The 17,409-nt window shown below is 49.7% G+C and carries 16 protein-coding genes; 8 read left to right on the top strand and 8 right to left on the bottom strand.

The features are described 5' to 3' along the window. Positions 1–10 precede the first annotated feature (10 nt). Positions 11–589, bottom strand: coding sequence for a beta-class carbonic anhydrase (locus NM686_RS12200; protein WP_255188135.1), 579 nt, complete (start codon positions 587–589; stop codon positions 11–13). Positions 590–740: 151 nt separating this feature from the next. Here NM686_RS12200 and NM686_RS12195 point away from each other — a divergent pair, with 151 nt between their 5' ends. From NM686_RS12195 to NM686_RS12160, 8 genes are all read left to right on the top strand, one after another. Beyond that, positions 741–1,625: a LysR family transcriptional regulator gene (locus NM686_RS12195; RefSeq protein WP_255188134.1), complete on the top strand. Its 885-nt coding sequence runs from the start codon at positions 741–743 to the stop codon at positions 1,623–1,625. A gap of 506 nt (positions 1,626–2,131) precedes the next feature. After that, a complete protein-coding gene (locus NM686_RS12190; RefSeq protein ID WP_255188133.1) occupies positions 2,132–3,439 on the top strand; it encodes a citrate synthase in 1,308 nt (435 codons plus the stop codon). Next, positions 3,393–3,620 carry a DUF1674 domain-containing protein gene (locus NM686_RS12185; RefSeq protein WP_329959143.1) on the top strand — a complete coding sequence of 76 codons (228 nt, stop codon included), beginning with the start codon at positions 3,393–3,395 and terminating at the stop codon, positions 3,618–3,620. Before NM686_RS12190 ends, NM686_RS12185 begins: the two co-directional genes overlap by 47 nt. Positions 3,621–3,655: 35 nt before the next feature. Then, positions 3,656–4,027, top strand: coding sequence for a succinate dehydrogenase, cytochrome b556 subunit (gene sdhC / locus NM686_RS12180; protein WP_255188131.1), 372 nt, complete (start codon positions 3,656–3,658; stop codon positions 4,025–4,027). An 11-nt stretch (positions 4,028–4,038) separates the two neighbouring features. Then, a complete protein-coding gene (sdhD, locus tag NM686_RS12175) occupies positions 4,039–4,425 on the top strand; it encodes a succinate dehydrogenase, hydrophobic membrane anchor protein (RefSeq protein ID WP_255188130.1) in 387 nt (128 codons plus the stop codon). After that, the gene (sdhA, locus tag NM686_RS12170) at positions 4,409–6,193 is read left to right on the top strand and encodes a succinate dehydrogenase flavoprotein subunit (protein WP_255188129.1); all 1,785 of its coding nucleotides are present in this window, start codon (positions 4,409–4,411) and stop codon (positions 6,191–6,193) included. Before sdhD ends, sdhA begins: the two co-directional genes overlap by 17 nt. Beyond that, complete coding sequence (locus tag NM686_RS12165; RefSeq protein WP_329959142.1) at positions 6,193–6,978, top strand: succinate dehydrogenase iron-sulfur subunit; 786 nt, start codon at positions 6,193–6,195, stop codon at positions 6,976–6,978. Before sdhA ends, NM686_RS12165 begins: the two co-directional genes overlap by 1 nt. Continuing rightward, complete coding sequence (locus NM686_RS12160; protein ID WP_255188128.1) at positions 6,975–7,220, top strand: FAD assembly factor SdhE; 246 nt, start codon at positions 6,975–6,977, stop codon at positions 7,218–7,220. The genes NM686_RS12165 and NM686_RS12160 overlap by 4 nt, the downstream gene beginning before the upstream one ends. A gap of 308 nt (positions 7,221–7,528) precedes the next feature. On the opposite strand, the gene NM686_RS12155 is transcribed toward NM686_RS12160, so the two are convergent. The 7 genes from NM686_RS12155 to NM686_RS12125 form a co-directional block, all read right to left on the bottom strand. Next, entirely contained in the window at positions 7,529–7,933 is a 405-nt protein-coding gene (locus tag NM686_RS12155; protein WP_255188127.1) for a type II toxin-antitoxin system VapC family toxin, read from the bottom strand. Further along, positions 7,930–8,160: a DUF2281 domain-containing protein gene (locus NM686_RS12150; RefSeq protein WP_255188126.1), complete on the bottom strand. Its 231-nt coding sequence runs from the start codon at positions 8,158–8,160 to the stop codon at positions 7,930–7,932. Before NM686_RS12150 ends, NM686_RS12155 begins: the two co-directional genes overlap by 4 nt. 85 nt (positions 8,161–8,245) lie before the next feature. Continuing rightward, positions 8,246–8,944, bottom strand: coding sequence for a hypothetical protein (locus NM686_RS12145; protein ID WP_255188125.1), 699 nt, complete (start codon positions 8,942–8,944; stop codon positions 8,246–8,248). Positions 8,945–8,969: 25 nt separating this feature from the next. Next, positions 8,970–11,231 carry a hypothetical protein gene (locus NM686_RS12140; RefSeq protein ID WP_255188124.1) on the bottom strand — a complete coding sequence of 754 codons (2,262 nt, stop codon included), beginning with the start codon at positions 11,229–11,231 and terminating at the stop codon, positions 8,970–8,972. 167 nt (positions 11,232–11,398) lie between these two features. After that, complete coding sequence (locus tag NM686_RS12135; protein WP_255187011.1) at positions 11,399–12,649, bottom strand: ISL3 family transposase; 1,251 nt, start codon at positions 12,647–12,649, stop codon at positions 11,399–11,401. A 66-nt stretch (positions 12,650–12,715) separates the two neighbouring features. Then, on the bottom strand, positions 12,716–13,540 hold the full coding sequence (locus NM686_RS12130) for a sacsin N-terminal ATP-binding-like domain-containing protein (protein ID WP_255188121.1): 825 nt from the start codon (positions 13,538–13,540) through the stop codon (positions 12,716–12,718). Then, on the bottom strand, positions 13,537–17,067 hold the full coding sequence (locus tag NM686_RS12125; protein WP_255188120.1) for a DEAD/DEAH box helicase: 3,531 nt from the start codon (positions 17,065–17,067) through the stop codon (positions 13,537–13,539). Before NM686_RS12125 ends, NM686_RS12130 begins: the two co-directional genes overlap by 4 nt. Positions 17,068–17,409: the final 342 nt, after the last annotated feature.

Raw genomic sequence — 17,409 nt, 5'->3', positions numbered from 1 at the left:
GCGGATGAAATTAGTGAGCTTGGCCGGCTGCGGTGGCTTCGGGAACTTCGATCAAGCTGCCGGTTTTGACGTCGTAAATGTAACCATAAACAGGAATGTTGCTGGGTACCAAGGGATGCGCCTTGATGCGTTTGACATCTTCCAGCACGCTTTCGGCCTGGTTTTTGATGGTCAGCCAGTTGATGTATTTGCCGTCGGTGGAGCCAGGGCCTTCGCCGCTATCGTGCCAGCCCGAGGCGTCGACGCTTGCGGTTTTCAGGCTGCTGGCCAGCAGATCGCTCATGATGTCGTTGGTAAAGGTTTCCATGCCGCAATCGGTATGATGAATCACAAACCATTCCTTGGTGCCGAGCAGTTTATAGGAAATCACCAGGGAACGGATGGCGTCATCGCTGGCGCGGCCGCCGGCGTTGCGGATCACGTGCGCGTCGCCTTCGGATAAGCCTGCATATTTCGCCGGATCCAGGCGGGCGTCCATGCAGGTCAAAATGGCAAATTGGCGAGCAGGCGGCATGACCAGATCGCCTTTATTGAAACCGGCCACGTATTCACGATTGGCCAACAATACTTCATTTAAAACTTTGCTCATATTAAACCTCGGTTGTTGAAAAAAGGGTCTGGCCGAGATTCAGCCAGACGGTAAACGACTATCTCCGCGTTCGATTGTATACAGGGGTTCTGCTGGTTTAAAGACATTGTTTAGTTTATAAAATATAAACTTTGGGTTTATATTGTTTCGCATGGATAAATTCAATCATATGCGGGTGTTTTGCCGTATCGTCGAACTCGGTACTTTTTCCGCCGTTGCCAAGGAATTGAAGTTGTCGACGATGATGATCAGCAAGTACATGGCGCAGCTGGAAGCGTCGCTGGGCGTGATATTGCTGAATCGGACGACGCGAAGTCTCAGCTTAACCGGGGCCGGCGAGGCTTATTATTATCGCAGCAAACAGTTGCTGGAGGATTTGGCCGAACTGGAAGTTTCGGTGCAGCAGCACGGCGAGCGCGTCAAGGGCCAAATCAAGCTCTGCGCGCCGATCGATTTTGGCGGCATTTACATGGTGCCGGTGATAGAGCAGTATTTGCGACAGTATCCCGAAGTCAAGATATCGATGTCGCTGGATAACAAACCACCCAATTTGCGGGACGGCCGTTTCGATATTTCCCTGCTGGTAACCGACAAGCTCGATCCAGGCGTGGTGGCGCGCAAGATCGCGGAAACCGAGCTTTGCACCTATGCTTCGCCCGCTTATTTGGCCAATAACGGTTATCCGGACTGCATTGAAGACTTATCGCGGCATCGTTGTCTGCATTATGTCGACACTCCGCAAGGTGATTATTGGTTGTTCAACGTCGATGGTGAACCTAAACGCATCAAGACCGATTGGGTGTTGGCATCGAACAACGGCCGCGCGTTGTGCCAAGCCGCCGCATTGGGCATGGGTATCGTGCAGGCGCCGCGCCTGTCGGTGATGTCTTATCTGGAAAGCGGGGAGTTGGTGGAAATCTTGCGCGATTACCGTCGCCCTAATGTGGCGATTTACGCGACGTATTTGCAACGTCGCTTTTATCCCGCCAAATTGACCAGTTTTGTCGATTTTTTATTGGCGTATTTCGAGCGTTGAGGCTTTCATTTCTGCAAACCATACTGAGTGAAACAACAAAATAGCTGGAAAAGCTAACGCTTTTTGACTAAAAACAAGCTGGGGAGTGCGATAGCTTTAGCTGTCGCGCTGACTGTAAACATTTCCGTCTTGCCCGGTTTGCCCCGAAAGAGGTAAGGATTTGGTTGAAAATAATTTCCCGCACTCAGGGCTCATCGTTCCCATGCTCCGCGTGGGAATGCAGCCTGAACCGCTCTGCGGTTCGGGACGCTAGAGCGTCCCTGAGCAGGTTCCCACGCGGAGCATGGGAACCATAAGTGGAAGTTATTTCTGACGAAATCCTAAGTCCGACTGGCCAGTTGCAACCCCGTGCCAAGAGGTAAATTTCGCTCACTCTCGCTGCCTGGATTTGGGCAATTTTGCCCATTTCCCTAACCGGCATAGGCAATAGCGGGTTGGAGTATGCTGGCGCCTGTGTGATAATCGGGTCCCTATTTGTAAGAAAATCACATAGGATAAAGAACGTTATGGCAAGTGAAACGTTGCTGATAAAGCATGCGGGCACCGGCAAGCAAGTCGAGTACCCACTTTTAAAAAGCACGCTGGGTGCCGATACGGTGGATATCCGCAACCTGTATAAAGATTTGGGTTGTTTCACGCACGATCCCGGTTTTGTCGCCACGGCGAGTTGCTCCAGCAAAATCACCTTCATTGACGGCGATAGCGGCGTGCTGTTGTATCGTGGCTATCCGATCGAGCAACTGGCGGAAAGCTGCGAATTCACCGAAGTGGCCTATTTGCTGATGAATGGGGAATTACCCAACCAGTCTCAACTGCAGGACTTCAATCTGGAAATCAACGACAGGGCCATCATCCACGAATCGTTGAGAAAATTCTTTGACGGCTTCCATTACGATGCGCATCCGATGGCGATGCTGGTCGGGGTTGTCGGCTCATTATCGGCGTTTTATCACAGCGATCTGAATATCAAGGACCCCGTCAGCCGCAAAGTCTGCGCGACGCGTCTGATAGGCAAGATGCCGACCATAGCGGCGGCCTCGTATCGGCATTCCGTCGGCCGGCCTTTCGTCTATCCACGCATCGAGTTGAGTTATTGCGAAAACTTCTTGAACATGATGTTTTCGCGCTCGTCGCAAAATTACATCGATCAGGATCACTACATCGATCAGGATTTCGTCAAGGCCTTGAATTTGTTGTTCATTCTGCATGCCGACCACGAACAGAACGCCAGTACGTCGACGGTACGCCTGGCGGCCAGTACCGGCGCCAATCCTTACGCCTGCATTGCGGCCGGCATTGCCGCGCTGTGGGGGCCCGCGCATGGTGGCGCCAACGAGGCGGTGCTGAACATGCTGGCGGAAATCGGCACGGTCGAAAATGTGCCCAAATATATTGCCAAGGCCAAAGATCCGGAAGATCCGTTCCGGCTGATGGGTTTCGGTCATCGAGTCTATAAAAATTTCGACCCGCGCGCCACCATTATCCGCAAGACCTGCCATGAAATATTGAAAAAAACCCAAAGCAGCGATCCTTTGTTCGAATTGGCGTTGGCGGTGGAGGAGCAGGCGTTGAAGGACGACTATTTCATCGAGCGCAAGCTCTATCCGAACGTCGATTTTTATTCCGGTATCATCTACAAGGCATTGAACATTCCGGTCGAAATGTTTACCGTGATGTTTGCGATTGCACGGACGGCGGGCTGGGTGGCGCATTGGATGGAAATGATGGAAGACGCGTCCACGCCGATCAGCCGGCCGCGGCAATTGTATGTCGGCCCGACCCGTCGGGATTTTCAGCCGATCGATGAGCGCTAACCGCAACATGAATGATGTAGAAAAGACGCCTGGACTTGTCGAGGATGTGGGGACGGCCGCAATACCAACCGACCCCCGTGCCGTCAAGAGCGAAGACGCCAAGGAAATCAACGGGCCGAAAGGGCCCGAGCCCACGCGTTTCGGCGACTGGGAAAGAAAGGGGCGCTGCGTCGATTTTTAGCGCGGCGCGTTTGCAACATCAACATTGAGTCAGCCATGTCAGTCAATCGACCACTTTCGCCCCACCTGCAAGTTTATCGCTTACCCTTGACCGGCTTGATTTCCATCACGCACCGCATGACCGGCGTGTTGCTATCGTTGGGTTTGCTGTTATTCGTCTACTTGCTATTTGCGATAGCTTACGGCGAAGCCACTTATGAAGCCATGCAAACATTCATGGCGTTATGGCCGTGCCAATGGCTGTATTGGGGCTTCATCTATGCCTTGTTCTTTCATTTGTGTCATGGCGTTCGCCATTTGATCTGGGACATCGGCAAGACTTTCGACAAGGCCACGTTGACACTCTATGCCGTCATCGAATTACTCGCTTCGGCGGCGTTGACGTTGGCGACTTTCTTTTTGCTTTAGCGGGAGCCGATATGGATTACAAAGCCCCACCCAGAAGGTCCAAAAGCGATGCCACCGGACATTTTTGGTATCAACGCCTTACCGCGCTGGCCTTGTTGCCGTTGTCGGTGTGGTTGCTGCTGTTTTTGAATCTGGCGCTGCATGCACCGTATGCGGAAACGCTGGCCTGGCTGACCTCTCCGGTTCATGCGGCCGCGCTGGCCGTCTGGAGCATCGTGGCGATTTATCATGCGGCTCTGGGGCTGCAAGTCGTGCTCGAGGATTACGTTTCGACGCTTTCGCTGAGGCGTTGGGCGATTCGTGTCTCGCACCTGATTTTTTCACTCCTAGGCATTGCGGCACTGGCCGCGATCATCTACATCCTTTATACCCAGGGAAATTATGGCCTCCGCTTATAACATCATCGAGCACCAACACGATGTGGTCGTGGTCGGTGCCGGTGGCGCTGGTTTGCGCGCCACCTTTGGCATGGTCGAAAAAGGTCTGAAGACGGCCTGCATCACGAAAGTATTCCCAACCCGCAGTCACACGGTGGCGGCACAGGGTGGCATCAGCGCCGCGCTGGGCAACATGGGGGAGGACGACTGGCGTTTTCACATGTACGACACGGTCAAGGGATCGGATTGGCTGGGCGATCAGGATGCCATCGAATACATGTGCCGCGAGGCGATTCCGGCGGTTATAGAGCTGGAGCATTACGGCGTGCCGTTTTCCCGCACCGCCGATGGCAAAATCTATCAACGCGCGTTCGGCGGCATGACCACCCATTTCGGCAAAGGCCAGGCGCAACGTACTTGCGCGGCGGCAGATGTCACCGGACATGCGATTTTGCATACCTTGTATCAGCAAGCCTTGAAGCATGAAGCCGAATTTTTTGTTGAATATATCGCGCTGGACCTCGTCATGCAGGACGGCGAATGCCGTGGCGTGCTGGCCTGGTGTCTGGACGACGGCTCGATTCACCTTTTCAAGGGCCATCAGACCGTGTTGGCGACCGGCGGTTACGGTAGGACTTATTTCTCCTGTACCTCCGCGCATACCGTCACCGGCGACGGTAACGCCATGGTGCTGAGGGCCGGTTTGCCGCTGCAGGACATGGAATTCGTGCAATTCCATCCTACCGGCATTTATGGTGCTGGCTGTCTGATCACCGAAGGCGCCCGAGGCGAGGGCGGCTATTTGACGAATTCCGAAGGCGAGCGCTTCATGCCTCGTTACGCGCCTCACGCGCATGACTTGGCCTCGCGCGACGTGGTCAGCCGGGCGATTACGATGGAAATCAACGCCGGCCGTGGCCTAGGGCCGAAAAAAGATCATGTGCACTTGCATTTGGAACACCTCGATCCGGCCGTCATCCACGAACGTCTGCCCGGTATCGCCGAAACCTCGAGGATTTTTGCCGGCGTCGACGTGACCAAACAGCCGATTCCGGTCTTGCCGACCGTACATTACAACATGGGCGGCATCCCGACCAATTACAAAGCCGAGGTCGTCACGCTGAAAGACGGCAACCCGGATTACGTCGTCCCCGGATTGATGGCGATCGGCGAAACCGCCTGCGTTTCGGTACATGGCGCCAACCGATTGGGTTCCAACTCCTTGCTGGATCTGGTGGTGTTCGGCCGCGCCGCGGCGATACGCTGCAAGGAACTTATCAAACCCGGCATGGCGCATAAAACCTTGGCCAAGGATGCCTGCGATCAAGCCCTCGCGCGCTTCGACAAGATTCGCCATGCCAATGGCAGCCGGAAAACCGCCGAGATTCGGCTGGACATGCAAACCACGATGCAGGCCAAGGCCGCGGTGTTCCGAACGGCTGCCACCTTGCAAGAAGGCATAGAGCGCATCGCCGAAGTGGCCGCTTCGTTCGAAGATGTCAACGTCGGGGATAAGTCACTGATCTGGAATACCGATCTGGTCGAAACCCTGGAGCTGGACAATCTGCTTGGTCAGGCGCAAGTCACGATCAACGCCGCCGGCAATCGCCAGGAAAGCCGGGGAGGGCATGCCCGCGAGGATTTCCCTAAACGCGACGACGAAAACTGGTTGAAACATACGCTGACTTGGCGCGAAGGCAATCAGGTCAAAATCGATTATCGACCGGTGCATTTGTACACCTTGAGCAACGACGTCGAACCCATCCCGCCTAAAGAGAGGGTCTACTAATGGTTGAATTCAGCTTGCCCGGAAATTCGGTGGTCAAAAAAGGTCAATGGCACAAGGCGGCTAAAGACGCCAAAAACGTGCGTAAATTCGAGATCTATCGCTGGGATCCCGACTCGGGGGAAAACCCGCGTATCGACACCTTTGAAATCGATATGGATCATTGCGGACCGATGGTGCTGGATGCGATCTTGAAAATCAAGAATGAGATCGATAGCACGCTGACGTTCCGCCGCTCCTGCCGCGAAGGCGTCTGCGGTTCTTGCGCGATGAACATCAACGGCAGAAATACCTTGGCCTGTACCAAGGCGATCAGCGATTACAAAGGCACGGTCAAGATTTTTCCGCTGCCGCACATGGCGGTGGTGAAGGATCTGGTTGCCGACATGACGCATTTCTTCGAGCAATACGCCTCGATCAAGCCCTGGTTGGAAACGTCTAATGAGATTCCGACGGAAACCGAGCAACTGCAGAGCCGCGAAGACCGGGCCAAGCTCGATGGTCTGTATGAATGCGTGTTGTGCGCCTGTTGTTCGACCAGTTGCCCGAGCTATTGGTGGAACAGCGACAAATATCTGGGGCCGGCGATTTTGTTGCAAGCCTACCGCTGGCTGGCCGATAGCCGTGATACCAACGATCAGGCACGTCTGGACGAACTCGATGAGTCGTTCAAGTTGTACCGCTGCCATACCATCATGAACTGCACCGACACCTGTCCGAAAGGCCTGAATCCCGCCAAAGCGATTGCCGAAATCAAGAAAATGCTGGTGCAACGCGAATATCCATGAGCGATCTCGACAAACTGCGCTGGCGTTGCCGGCGCGGCACGTTGGAATTGGACTTGGTATTGCGACGTTATCTGGAAACCCGTTATTCCACGGCAGACCGAGCCGAGCAGCAAGCATTTTTAGCCTTGCTGGAGCAGGAAGACGATGAACTGATCCGGTATCTGCTAGGGCAACTCAATCCGCCCGATCCTGCCCTGACGGCTCTGGTCTCTCGCATACGCGCCTTGCCGGCTCAACAATAAGCGCCGCCGCTTCGCGTAATACAAAGTTCCATAAGTCAAATGAACGCAGTTTGTCTGGAATTTGTTTTGTGTAATAAGTTTATGGACTCAGAAGGCCCTGTAGATTGGTAACTGGCTGCGGATAGTTAATGGTGCCCAGAAAACGAAGGTTTCCTGGGGTGATTGTTGTTTGAAGCAGGTGTCAACAGTGACTTGATCGACAAAGACCGACCCACAAGCGACGTTCATCCTAAATCTGCAAACGGCAAATAATCTCCAGTTAGCGACCGGTGATTTTTAGTGATGCGCAACGGTGAAATCGTTATTAATCATACAACGATGACCTTTATTTCCTGGGTAGTTGCCAGTTTTTTATCGCCCGTCAAAAACTGATCCGCTCCGGAAGTTATGGCGCAAGCCAGTTGGATGGCATCGGGTGTTCTTAAGCCTCCGGAGTGATTGGCGCGCAGTTCGGTGGCGATGTCGATAACGGTAGAGTCGAGTTCGACGATTTCCAGACCGGGCAGTCTGAAAAACCGGTCGTAGCAGTCCAACAATTCCCGGCTTTGGGTTTTCAGCGGTAATACCCGGCATTCCAGAAACGACAGCCGGGATATGCTCAGTCGCACGTTCGATTTGCGAGCTTCATCGACGAGCAAGCGGGTTTTTCGGCCCTGTTCCTGTTGCGACTCGATCAAATAAATGACGGCGCAAGCGTCCAGAAACAGCTTCATGGTTTATCCCATTCGTCGCGCATTGCCTGAAATACGGCATTGATGTCCGCGTCGCTACGCTGTCCGACCGGCAGACTATGAAGAAAAGCGGCCAAAGCCTCGTTGGCTGCGGGTTCCGGTGGTGAGTCGGGTTTGGATTCCAGAAATTCGACGAAATGTAAAACCTCCAACGCCTTGGCGGGCGGCAGGGCTTTGACGTGTTGGTAGATGGTGTCGGCGATGGTCATTATTTATATACCCTTCAATATAGCATTTCTAAGTTTTTCAAATGATCAGCATGTTACAGAAATAATTATTTATTGCTTGGTTAAGTCAGTGTTTATTTATAAAATCATCCCAAGGCATGCCAGGAATATTCAATTCTCCGTTTGATCTGAGCATAAAATCAGAAAAACACGAAGTCTCTCGACCGTCAACAATGTAATACCAAACACAACCGGCAAAACAAAATCCATAGCTGTTATAACCGTTGGGCTGGCGCAACTTAAAAGGGCTTGTGACTAAGCCAAACTGAACTTCATTTTCCGATTTCGAAATTGCATGGCAAACAATTGGATATTTTGTCTCCGGCAAATATTCTTCGTTAAGTAAAATGTCTCGCAATACATCATCATGCTTTCCCAAATTGACATCCTTGAACTCTGGCAAAGAAGAAACGCTTGCTCTAAATAAAACAGACAGGTGAAATAACTTGAACTTTAAATAATCGAGCCCTGTAACTGTGACGCCTTCATCACTGATGGGAACTGAACATTTGTTTTCATCGAACCATGCTGTTTTGAAGTATTTCTCGTATTTATTATTTAATAGTTGTTCGCAATCAAAGCATAGAAGACGCTCTTTAAGGCCATCTTGAATCGGTTTAAGTTTTTTATACTTTTTATTTTCATGTTCTATAATTGATAACCTCTGTATTCGATTTTTATCATCGCGTAGCGGTTTATAGATAAACTTTGGAATAATATGTGATTCCTGTAGTTCTTTGTCTTGCTTGCAAAGCTTGCATACCATATTTACTCGAGCCTCTTGCTGCTTATCAAACTAAATCTAAAATAGTCCGTAAATCGAACCAATGGGCTTGGACGAAGCGGATATGGTGCAATTTTCCAGCCAGTGTGACAGGGATTTCAATTGGCTTGGCGTTTTCTTCTGCAGGGTTATTTACAATAGCAGCTTTAATTATTTCGTCGTCGTCATCTCTAGCATATTGGTACATGGCTGAGCAAGTTGGGCATAGTGCAAGACGGTTTCGGATATCGTGTTTATCCAGACTTTTAAGACACTGTGTTGCTTCAAAGTAGTAATCGTCACGAATTTTAAATGGCATTTCATGCTGGCAACATTGGCAAACCATTATTTGGTCAGGATTGGTATATTTAGATCGAAGATAGGCCTTAGCTTCGGCTACAATATTTGCAACACCCGGTTGAATAGAGCGCTCACGCATCACGCTTTCCTTACTGGGCAAATTCTCAAATTGATTTTTTATTCGATTCTTTCGACGTTCGGGATTAGGAACGGAGTTTTCTGGAAATTCGGGGTGGATTTTGACGAGAAACGAATTGGGATCAAAACCCTCCTGTATTGCCTTTACACATTGCATTTTCTGTTCATAAGAGTCAAAGCCCTCGAGACGAGCAGTAAAATTGCGTGCGAATTCATCACAGTCTCTGGTACTTTGACTACTACCCAAACCTACAAGCGTTAGCCAACCATTTTGATCGTCATAAACAAAATCCGGATGAAGAGTTTCTCTTGTCAAATCCGCTGGCTTTAGAAAGTTACCCTCCCGATCAGGTATCCATTCGCAAGAAGCCAATTGTTTGATAAAAAATGCTTCTGTCTTTGTTTCCAAATGTCTATTGGATTGATTGGGAACATAATGTGCTTCCAGTTGTTCAGGTTTGGCACGGCAAACGGTTTTCCAAACAGCCAGACTAAGAGATATTTCTTTTTTGTAAATAGGTAGCTCGCCAATATAATTCTGCGATCCCTTACTATGCCACCACTGACCATTACTGATATTTAAAGCGTTCATGTAATAATCTTCATCAAGAGTGGTCTTAGTTTTTCGGCCTGTTTGCTTAACAAAATCGGATTGCATTGCTGTAGCATCATGGCTTCTTATCTCAAGTCTATCCATAACACCTAGTGCTATAACAAACTCTGTGAAGTTAGTAATGAATCGATAATTCTCTAAAAGTTCACTTTTATATTTTTCAAGTTCGAACGCATTCTGACTAAATAATGCCTTGAGGCCAGTATCAGCAAATGGCTTATCAATGTAAATATCGCTCGGCTTGCACCAACTATCTGTGCCATCTCGTGATTTTGCACGTAAAAAAGTTTTATCTTTGAAGATTTCGATATTTTTAGATTGATCTTTAAACCAGTAGTCACAGAACATTTTTATGTCTTCACAGTATTTTTTTGGAACTGACTCTGGTTGAGCTTGATATTCATCTAATTTAAGCTTTATTACCTGTTTGGTATCGAACGGCGAAACGCCACTTTTTTCCAGAAATAGTTTGGCAAGTCTTTTTTGTTCATCTGATCGTCCATTTGCATAAACTGAATTTTTTACAATCAATATATTATTCGGCGCCTTAATGCCATCTACTGGTGGAAAGTAGGCTTGAGATGGCGTTACATGAGTATCGTCTTGCTTCGTCGAAACCCTAATTACTTTGACATTCTCAACGACTTTGATCTGCTTATTATTACTTATTGCTTCGCCCAATAGTGCATAGAAGCTCATCAGCCATTTATCGGTTTTTGGCTTTAACCAGCGTTCCAATTCGGTTTCACTGGGTTGATGAGTGTTTTTATAAATTGAGCTTCTCGTTTGGTATCTTTGAAGCGTTATAAAAATTAAACTCAATTCATCCCAGCTCCAGCGTCGTATATTCAGACTGTCAAGAAAGCGATCCTCCCGTTGGTTCTGCTGAGATGGGTTTGCAACCCATAGCGGTGTTTTTTCACCGGTAAAAAATGATAAATCTTCATCGTCAATTACTTCGGAAATTTTCGAAGCTCCTCGATAAAGATTTTTAGCGGCGGCATAACTTTTATTCCTGGTTGGGGTAATTGGATACATTTGAAATTTTTGAGTAATTTCTTTACGTATCCGTTCATAAAATGGAGTTAGATTGTCAGTTTCATTTGGAAGCACCGCTAAAAAACCGATTGTCAATAAGCCTTGGTCTTTGATTTTTGAAAGTGATTCCACAATGAGCTTGGCTAGTTCATCACGCAATTTATTATTGGCCCGGCAATCTCGGACACTATCTCTTGCCACGGTAGATGCAAATGGTGCGTGAATATGAAAGCGCAAATTGGATGTTTCTTTCTCGGCGGGAAAATAAATTGAAACTTGACCACGATCTAACGGGACAATTTTCCAACCTCTTTCTTGCGTTTTTTTGGGCTCTTCCGTATTTCGCGGAGTAGCCCCGACATATAGGGTTATGCATAACCGAACAACCGTCTCCCTTCGATATCAAGCCAGATATGCTGAAACAGGCGGACGGTATTGTAAATGCCAAAGCAGCGTCGTTTGATGCTTTTGATTTTGTTGTTAAGCCCTTCAACAAAGCCACTGGTTTCCCGGCGAATGAAATAGTTGGTGATTTCATTTCGCCAGTTTTGATAGGTTTTGACAAACGCATCAAAGCCCTTCAACTTCAAGACTTTGATATGCTCCATCCAGCGATCCAAGGCTTTTTCGGCCTCAGCCTTATTGAGTCGGCGCTCAAAAATACCCGTCAAAAGCTCCCGTTGGATATAGACTTCTCGCAAAATGGGGGCTTGCTGGAATAGAAAAAGCAAAACGGTTTGCTGATCGGCAGAGAGTTCCATCCAGCGCTTCCGAAAAGCCCACATCGCGCCTTTCAGCTTGGCATAATCCTCGGCAGACAGGGTATTCTTGAGTTTTTTCATTTCCGCCTTGCGGACCTGGTCGGCGCCGTCTCGATAATGCTTGGCGACATGGAAGCGATCAACCACCACCTCGACGCCGGGCAATGTCTCATAGACGGCGTTGCGATACCCTTCATACATGTCCACGCAGACGCGTTGTAACGCGTGTTGCTGTGCCTCGGGAATATTCTGCAAAAAGGCTTTAACCGTTTCTTTTTTGCGGTCGGGCAGCACCGCCAGAATCCGCTTATGGTCCTCGGTATCGATAGCCGACACGATGACCACAAAATCTTGATGCCCTTTTTTCAAAGCGATTTCATCCAGTCCCAGCAAGCGAATGCCTTGGATGGCAGACCAATCAACTTGTTGGGCCACGTGCCGATTGATAATCCCTTCCGCCGCTTCGGCGCTGATGCCGTGCTTCACGTCCATGTCGGTCACGCTGCTGTTGATCAATTCACGCAATATCCACTGCTCATACGCTTTGGTATGGGGGCTTTTCCAGTTATACCAGCCACATTGTTGCGTGGTCGTCGGACCTTTGGGGCAGTCAGGGCATCGATAGCGCTTGGGGGTTAGCTTGATCCAAACCGGCCGATCGAAAATCGACAAATGACGCAAGGTGATTTCTCTGCCATAGCCATAAAACTTATCGATCCTCTGGCCGCATTGATGGCAGGTTGCACTGGTTAACGTACTACTGACCGTGATGATGAACTCGCCTTTGGCGGTGGTTTCAACTTTTTCGATACAAACATCAGGTATATCCAGCGGTATTTGAAGTAGCGACTGTGTCATCACGATACTCCAGCGTTAAATTGTCGACCTTAGCAAAACTCACTGTGGCAGGCAAAGACTATAGCACTACATGTAGTGGTTTCTCCGCAAAATACGGAAGAGCCTTTTTTTGTTGGCTTCTTCAACCAAACTATACGCAATAGCAATCCTGCATATTTTGGTTTTGCCATCCTCGTCGGTTACATCCACATCTTTCTGGAAATGCAGCCAATGTGAAACATTCGCTTCGCCATTTGGCTTGCAAACGCGGATGTCAATGCGTCCATTTCCTTGATCGATACGTTCCAACGAACCTTTGGCGGCATCCGGTAAGGTGTATTCAATCTTGCGGATATGACTCAAAAACAGCAGGGTGTTATCACCCAAAGCTTGCAAGCCTTTGGCAATCTCCTGCATTGCCGTCTCTGCGGGCTTTTTTGGATTATCAAAGGGAAAACTAAAGTTGGTTTGTTGCTGATTCGATGCGGATTGCTTAACGCCTTTAGTATCCGGCACCACCAAATCACGAATACGAAAATGAAAGTTGCCGGAATGAATTTCCGGTGTGTTGGTGTAGGCAAACACCGCTTTGAAACCCACGCCGAATTTACCGATACTGGTGGCGTCGTCGCGTTTGGTGCTGTTGCCTATGCTGGTAATGGATTCAACATCTTTGAATGAGAACAAGCGCTTGCCATTGTGTGTAAACTCTACTGATGAATCGGTTAATTTGAACTGGACTGTTGTTGCTTGAGGGTCCTCGGCGTTTTGCAGTAGTTCGTAAATGAAGTGGGCGTTATCGGGATATAGCTCAGTTAAAAGCCGGTTTATACCTTCATCGAAACCATTTTCACGGTTAGAATCAACCCACTTAAGACGCTTTTGTTTTAATGTCTGTAACTCTGTATTCATTGTTTTCCCTCAATCACCAAAATCCCAAACACCACCGCCTCAGTCAATATATCCGCTTGCTTGGCTGCAAGCTCCAATTGCTCTAAGTGCTGAGCAAAATCACGTTCAGCGGTTTCAATTTGAGCTTGTTTCATGCGTTGAATTTTCGCGTTGCTGTTCGTTTCCAGTTGGTCTTTCAATCCGGCAATACGGGCGGAATGCGTGGTTTTAAGCGAGTTCAAACGCGAATCGACTTGTTGCCGGACTTGTTCGATGTGCTCGGCGCGGGCGTCCAGCCATAAGCGGTGATGGTGTTGTTCCAGTTCGGTTTCGTCCTGAGCCGAAATGCCTACATCCGCATTGTCGAATGGCTGTGCGAATTCCAGGATGGAAAGCATGGCTTCGGTCAAGCGCGGGTCGGTGCTCAACGGTTGAAAGGTGAAATCCTCTTTGATGCCTTTCTTCTGCCAGCGGTAAATCGCGTAAGGGTAGTACCCCGGTTGAATCGCATAGGTTTGGGTCACAAGATTACATTGCATTGGTGTAACCGGTTCCACCGCAAATGCGGCTTGTTGGGCTAGCGGATGGGTGGGAGCGATGAACAGAATTTCCCGATTATCGCTGGCAGTTTCCTGGTCGAAGGTAATCTTCAAATAGGGATCGTTACCTTTCAACCAGCGTTGCCATTGCTGGGCCGATTCACCACTAAATTTCAAGCTTTGGAACTGTTTCAACAAGCAGTCGCGGAGGTCTTGCCCGAGTTGCAAGGTCGTAACGGCTTTTTGCCCAAGCGATGCCGGAATGTTCGCGCCCTGTTGTTGCAGATAACGACCGATTAGATTAGCCAGCATGGTTTGGCTCAGCCAGAAGCTGGACGCTTGATTGACCAGGTCTTGATCCTGCTTGGGCTGAGTCAGGCCGAACAGTTGACTTTGTTGCTGCTCCAATTGGGCCTGTTCCTGCATGATTCGAACATCGTTATCGGACAGTTGTTGTAGGCGGGCGGCTTGTTGTTCCGGCGTCAGATTGAAGTCGTCGGCGATGTTCTGGATTTCCTGGGTCAGTTCGCCAAGAATTTCTTCATTGCCGCCGATGGATTGCTGAAAGACACCGATACGCCATAGGCAACGGTCGTAAATTTCCGCATCGACGGTGCCGGGTGTAATGAAGTTATAGATGACCACTGTCGGGCTTTTTTGGCCGTAACGGTCAATACGGCCTATGCGTTGTTCGACGCGCATCGGGTTCCACGGCAAGTCGTAATTGACCATGCCGTCGCAGAATTGGTAATCCAAGCCTTCGCAACCGACTTCCGAAGACAACAACACGTCCAGTGTCTCGGCATGGTCTTTCGGCAGGCTAAAGCGATTGCGCAATTCGCGGCGTTGGTCGTCGGCGATTTTGCCGTGAATCAAACCGACTCGGACGCCTTCCCGTTTTAGTGCTTGCTCCAGATATTCCCAGGTATGGCGGAAGCAGCTAAAAACCAATAGTTTGTTGTTATCCAGTGCCTGTTTGTCACGGATGACCTTGAGAAAGGCGGCTAATTTGGGATCGGGGCCATTGGCGACCCGTTGCGCCTTCTGAATCAGCTCATCCACTTCTTGCCGGAATTGCATGATGATTTGGCTAATAGACTCGGTATCCATCGAGTCGTAGGGGTCTATGTCGTCGATTTCGAGTTTGCTCAAGTGGCGGTGCAAAATGTCCTTTAGTAACGGCGCCAGTCCGAACACGCTGCTTGCTATTTGCCGCCGTATGGTGGACAGCAGGAATTTCAGGTTTTGGTTACCGTGCGTAAGTTGCAGAATCCTGGCGAGCAGATCGAGTAAATCGCGGTGCAGTTCAGCTTGTTCCGGCGTGAATTCGACGCTGATGGTTTCCGGTTTGCGGGTGGTGAAATTACCGATGTCGCGTCGACGGGTCCGGTTGATGAAGGGGGCAAAGGTGTACAGCGTTTCCAGCAGGCGCACGATGGTTAATCGGACTTCTGTGGAATCGTCTTCTCCAAGCAGCAGGTCAAGGATTTGCTGGGTTTTTGGATCGTTGCTTAACACCCCAAGTCCCCATGCCGTCGCCAACGCTTCATGCAAATGGTCGAATGCGCGCTCTTTCCAATCCGGTTTGGCGGCTCTGGCGGCTTCAATTGCTTTGTTCAAAGCCGGATTCGGCTCGGCCATCGCATCGAAATCGCCACGACGGGTAATTACATCCGGTCTTAGCAGTTGTAACAGATTGAACAGGTCCTGGTTACCCAGTTGGATCGGCGTGGCGGACAGCAAGACCACTGCTTCGGCGTTATCGCAAAAATAGCGGACGTTTTGGTGAGCCCAGGTGTTGGTATTGCGGATGGCGTGGGCTTCGTCGACGATGACCAGATCGAAAATCGGCGGCGGGTCGAGATCGATCAAGCCTTTTTGTTTCTTGCGACCATTTTGCTTGCCGTTCAGCAGGCTTTCATCCAATAGGGAATACGGCAGAATTGCCCGTGCATAATTTTGCGGCCAAACGCCGTCGAGATCAGTCTCGTCAAGGCAATAGCGCAGTGTTTGTCCATCCAGATGTTCGAAGCGTTCGTCGAAGCGTTTCATTTCGTTGAGCCATTTGCGTTCGGCAACCAGCGGTTTGGGGCAAATCACCAGCACGGTTTTCAATTCGCGGCGCGCTTGAAGCTCTTTTAGTATCAAGCCAGCTTCGATGGTTTTACCGACACCGACTTCGTCGGCAATCAGAATTCTGGGGCGGTCAGCCTGGATTAGTTTCAGCACCGGGCGGAACTGGTATGGAATAAAGCTGATGCGTGAAGCGAATAAAGAATAAAGATGGCGGGTGCTGGGGTGGCGCAATTGCAACGCGGTCATCGCGGCATGCAATTCATCCGGAGTTACGGATGTTCTGGTCGTAGCGAGGGTTATCGGTTCAATCTGCGATTCGTAGAAAGTCGAAATTGCAGCATCAAGAAAGACTTGGTAGCGATTTTCGACGTCTCCATTTAATACCGCCGTGATAGCGCCGGTTTTGCTTGGCTCTGCTTTGAGGCGTACCATGTCACCGGGTTTGTAGCTGCAGCTTATGGAAATAGGTTCCAGGGGGGGCTCGACTGGTGCTTTTTTGTGATTAGCCAAACGGTTAAGCAGATGCTGCTTTTCTTGTTTGACGCGATTCAGGGTTTGGCTGTCGGCACCGAACACTTGCAACAGTCGTTCAATGGTATCGACATCGCGGTAACACATGTCGTCCGGCAAGCCCTCGGCCGGAGCATGCGCCCAGCGGTTGCGGATAGTTTGGGCTTCTTTCAACCAGTTTCGCGCTTCGCGGTTAAAACCGCCTTGATTGGCTATGTCGTACCAGTTTTGGTCGGCTATTCGTAACAGGGCGGCCAAATCCAGGCGTTCTAGGGCTTGCGGCGGTAGCGAGACGGCGAAGGTTTTTTGTTGGTAGGTTAATTTGTCCAGCACCAGAGATTTCCACCAGTCGGACTTCAGCGCCGGTAATTTAGTGGTTAGTAGTTTGACCAGTTGTTGATTGAGTAAGCTGAAGATGTCCATATATGATTGCCGAATCCGGAATGCCGATGACTGGTGAGTTAAACAGGTAGGTGTTTTAGCTAATTTTCCAGGCAAAGTCACGCTGCGATCAGTATATGGCAGTCAAAGTTTTAATTTACTGAGCTACCCGACGTTACCACTTCGGTATTGGTCATATCATTTTTTCCACGTTGGCTGAGCATTGTCTAGCCGATACTTAGTATTTTTTCACTTGAATGTCGGGTATACACTCGAATTCAGCCTATCGGAATCGAAGCATCGGTGGCCGCAGTTGGCCGGCTGCCGCCAATGGCCAGCAACATATTTCAGTTGCAAATAATATTTGGTTTGCGGCAGATGATT

The sequence above is a fragment of the Methylomonas rapida genome, assembly GCF_024360925.2.
GTDB classification, from domain to species: domain Bacteria; phylum Pseudomonadota; class Gammaproteobacteria; order Methylococcales; family Methylomonadaceae; genus Methylomonas; species Methylomonas rapida.
The sequence above is the reverse complement of the archived record's forward strand: the minus strand, read 5'-3'. Positions and strand labels throughout refer to the sequence as shown.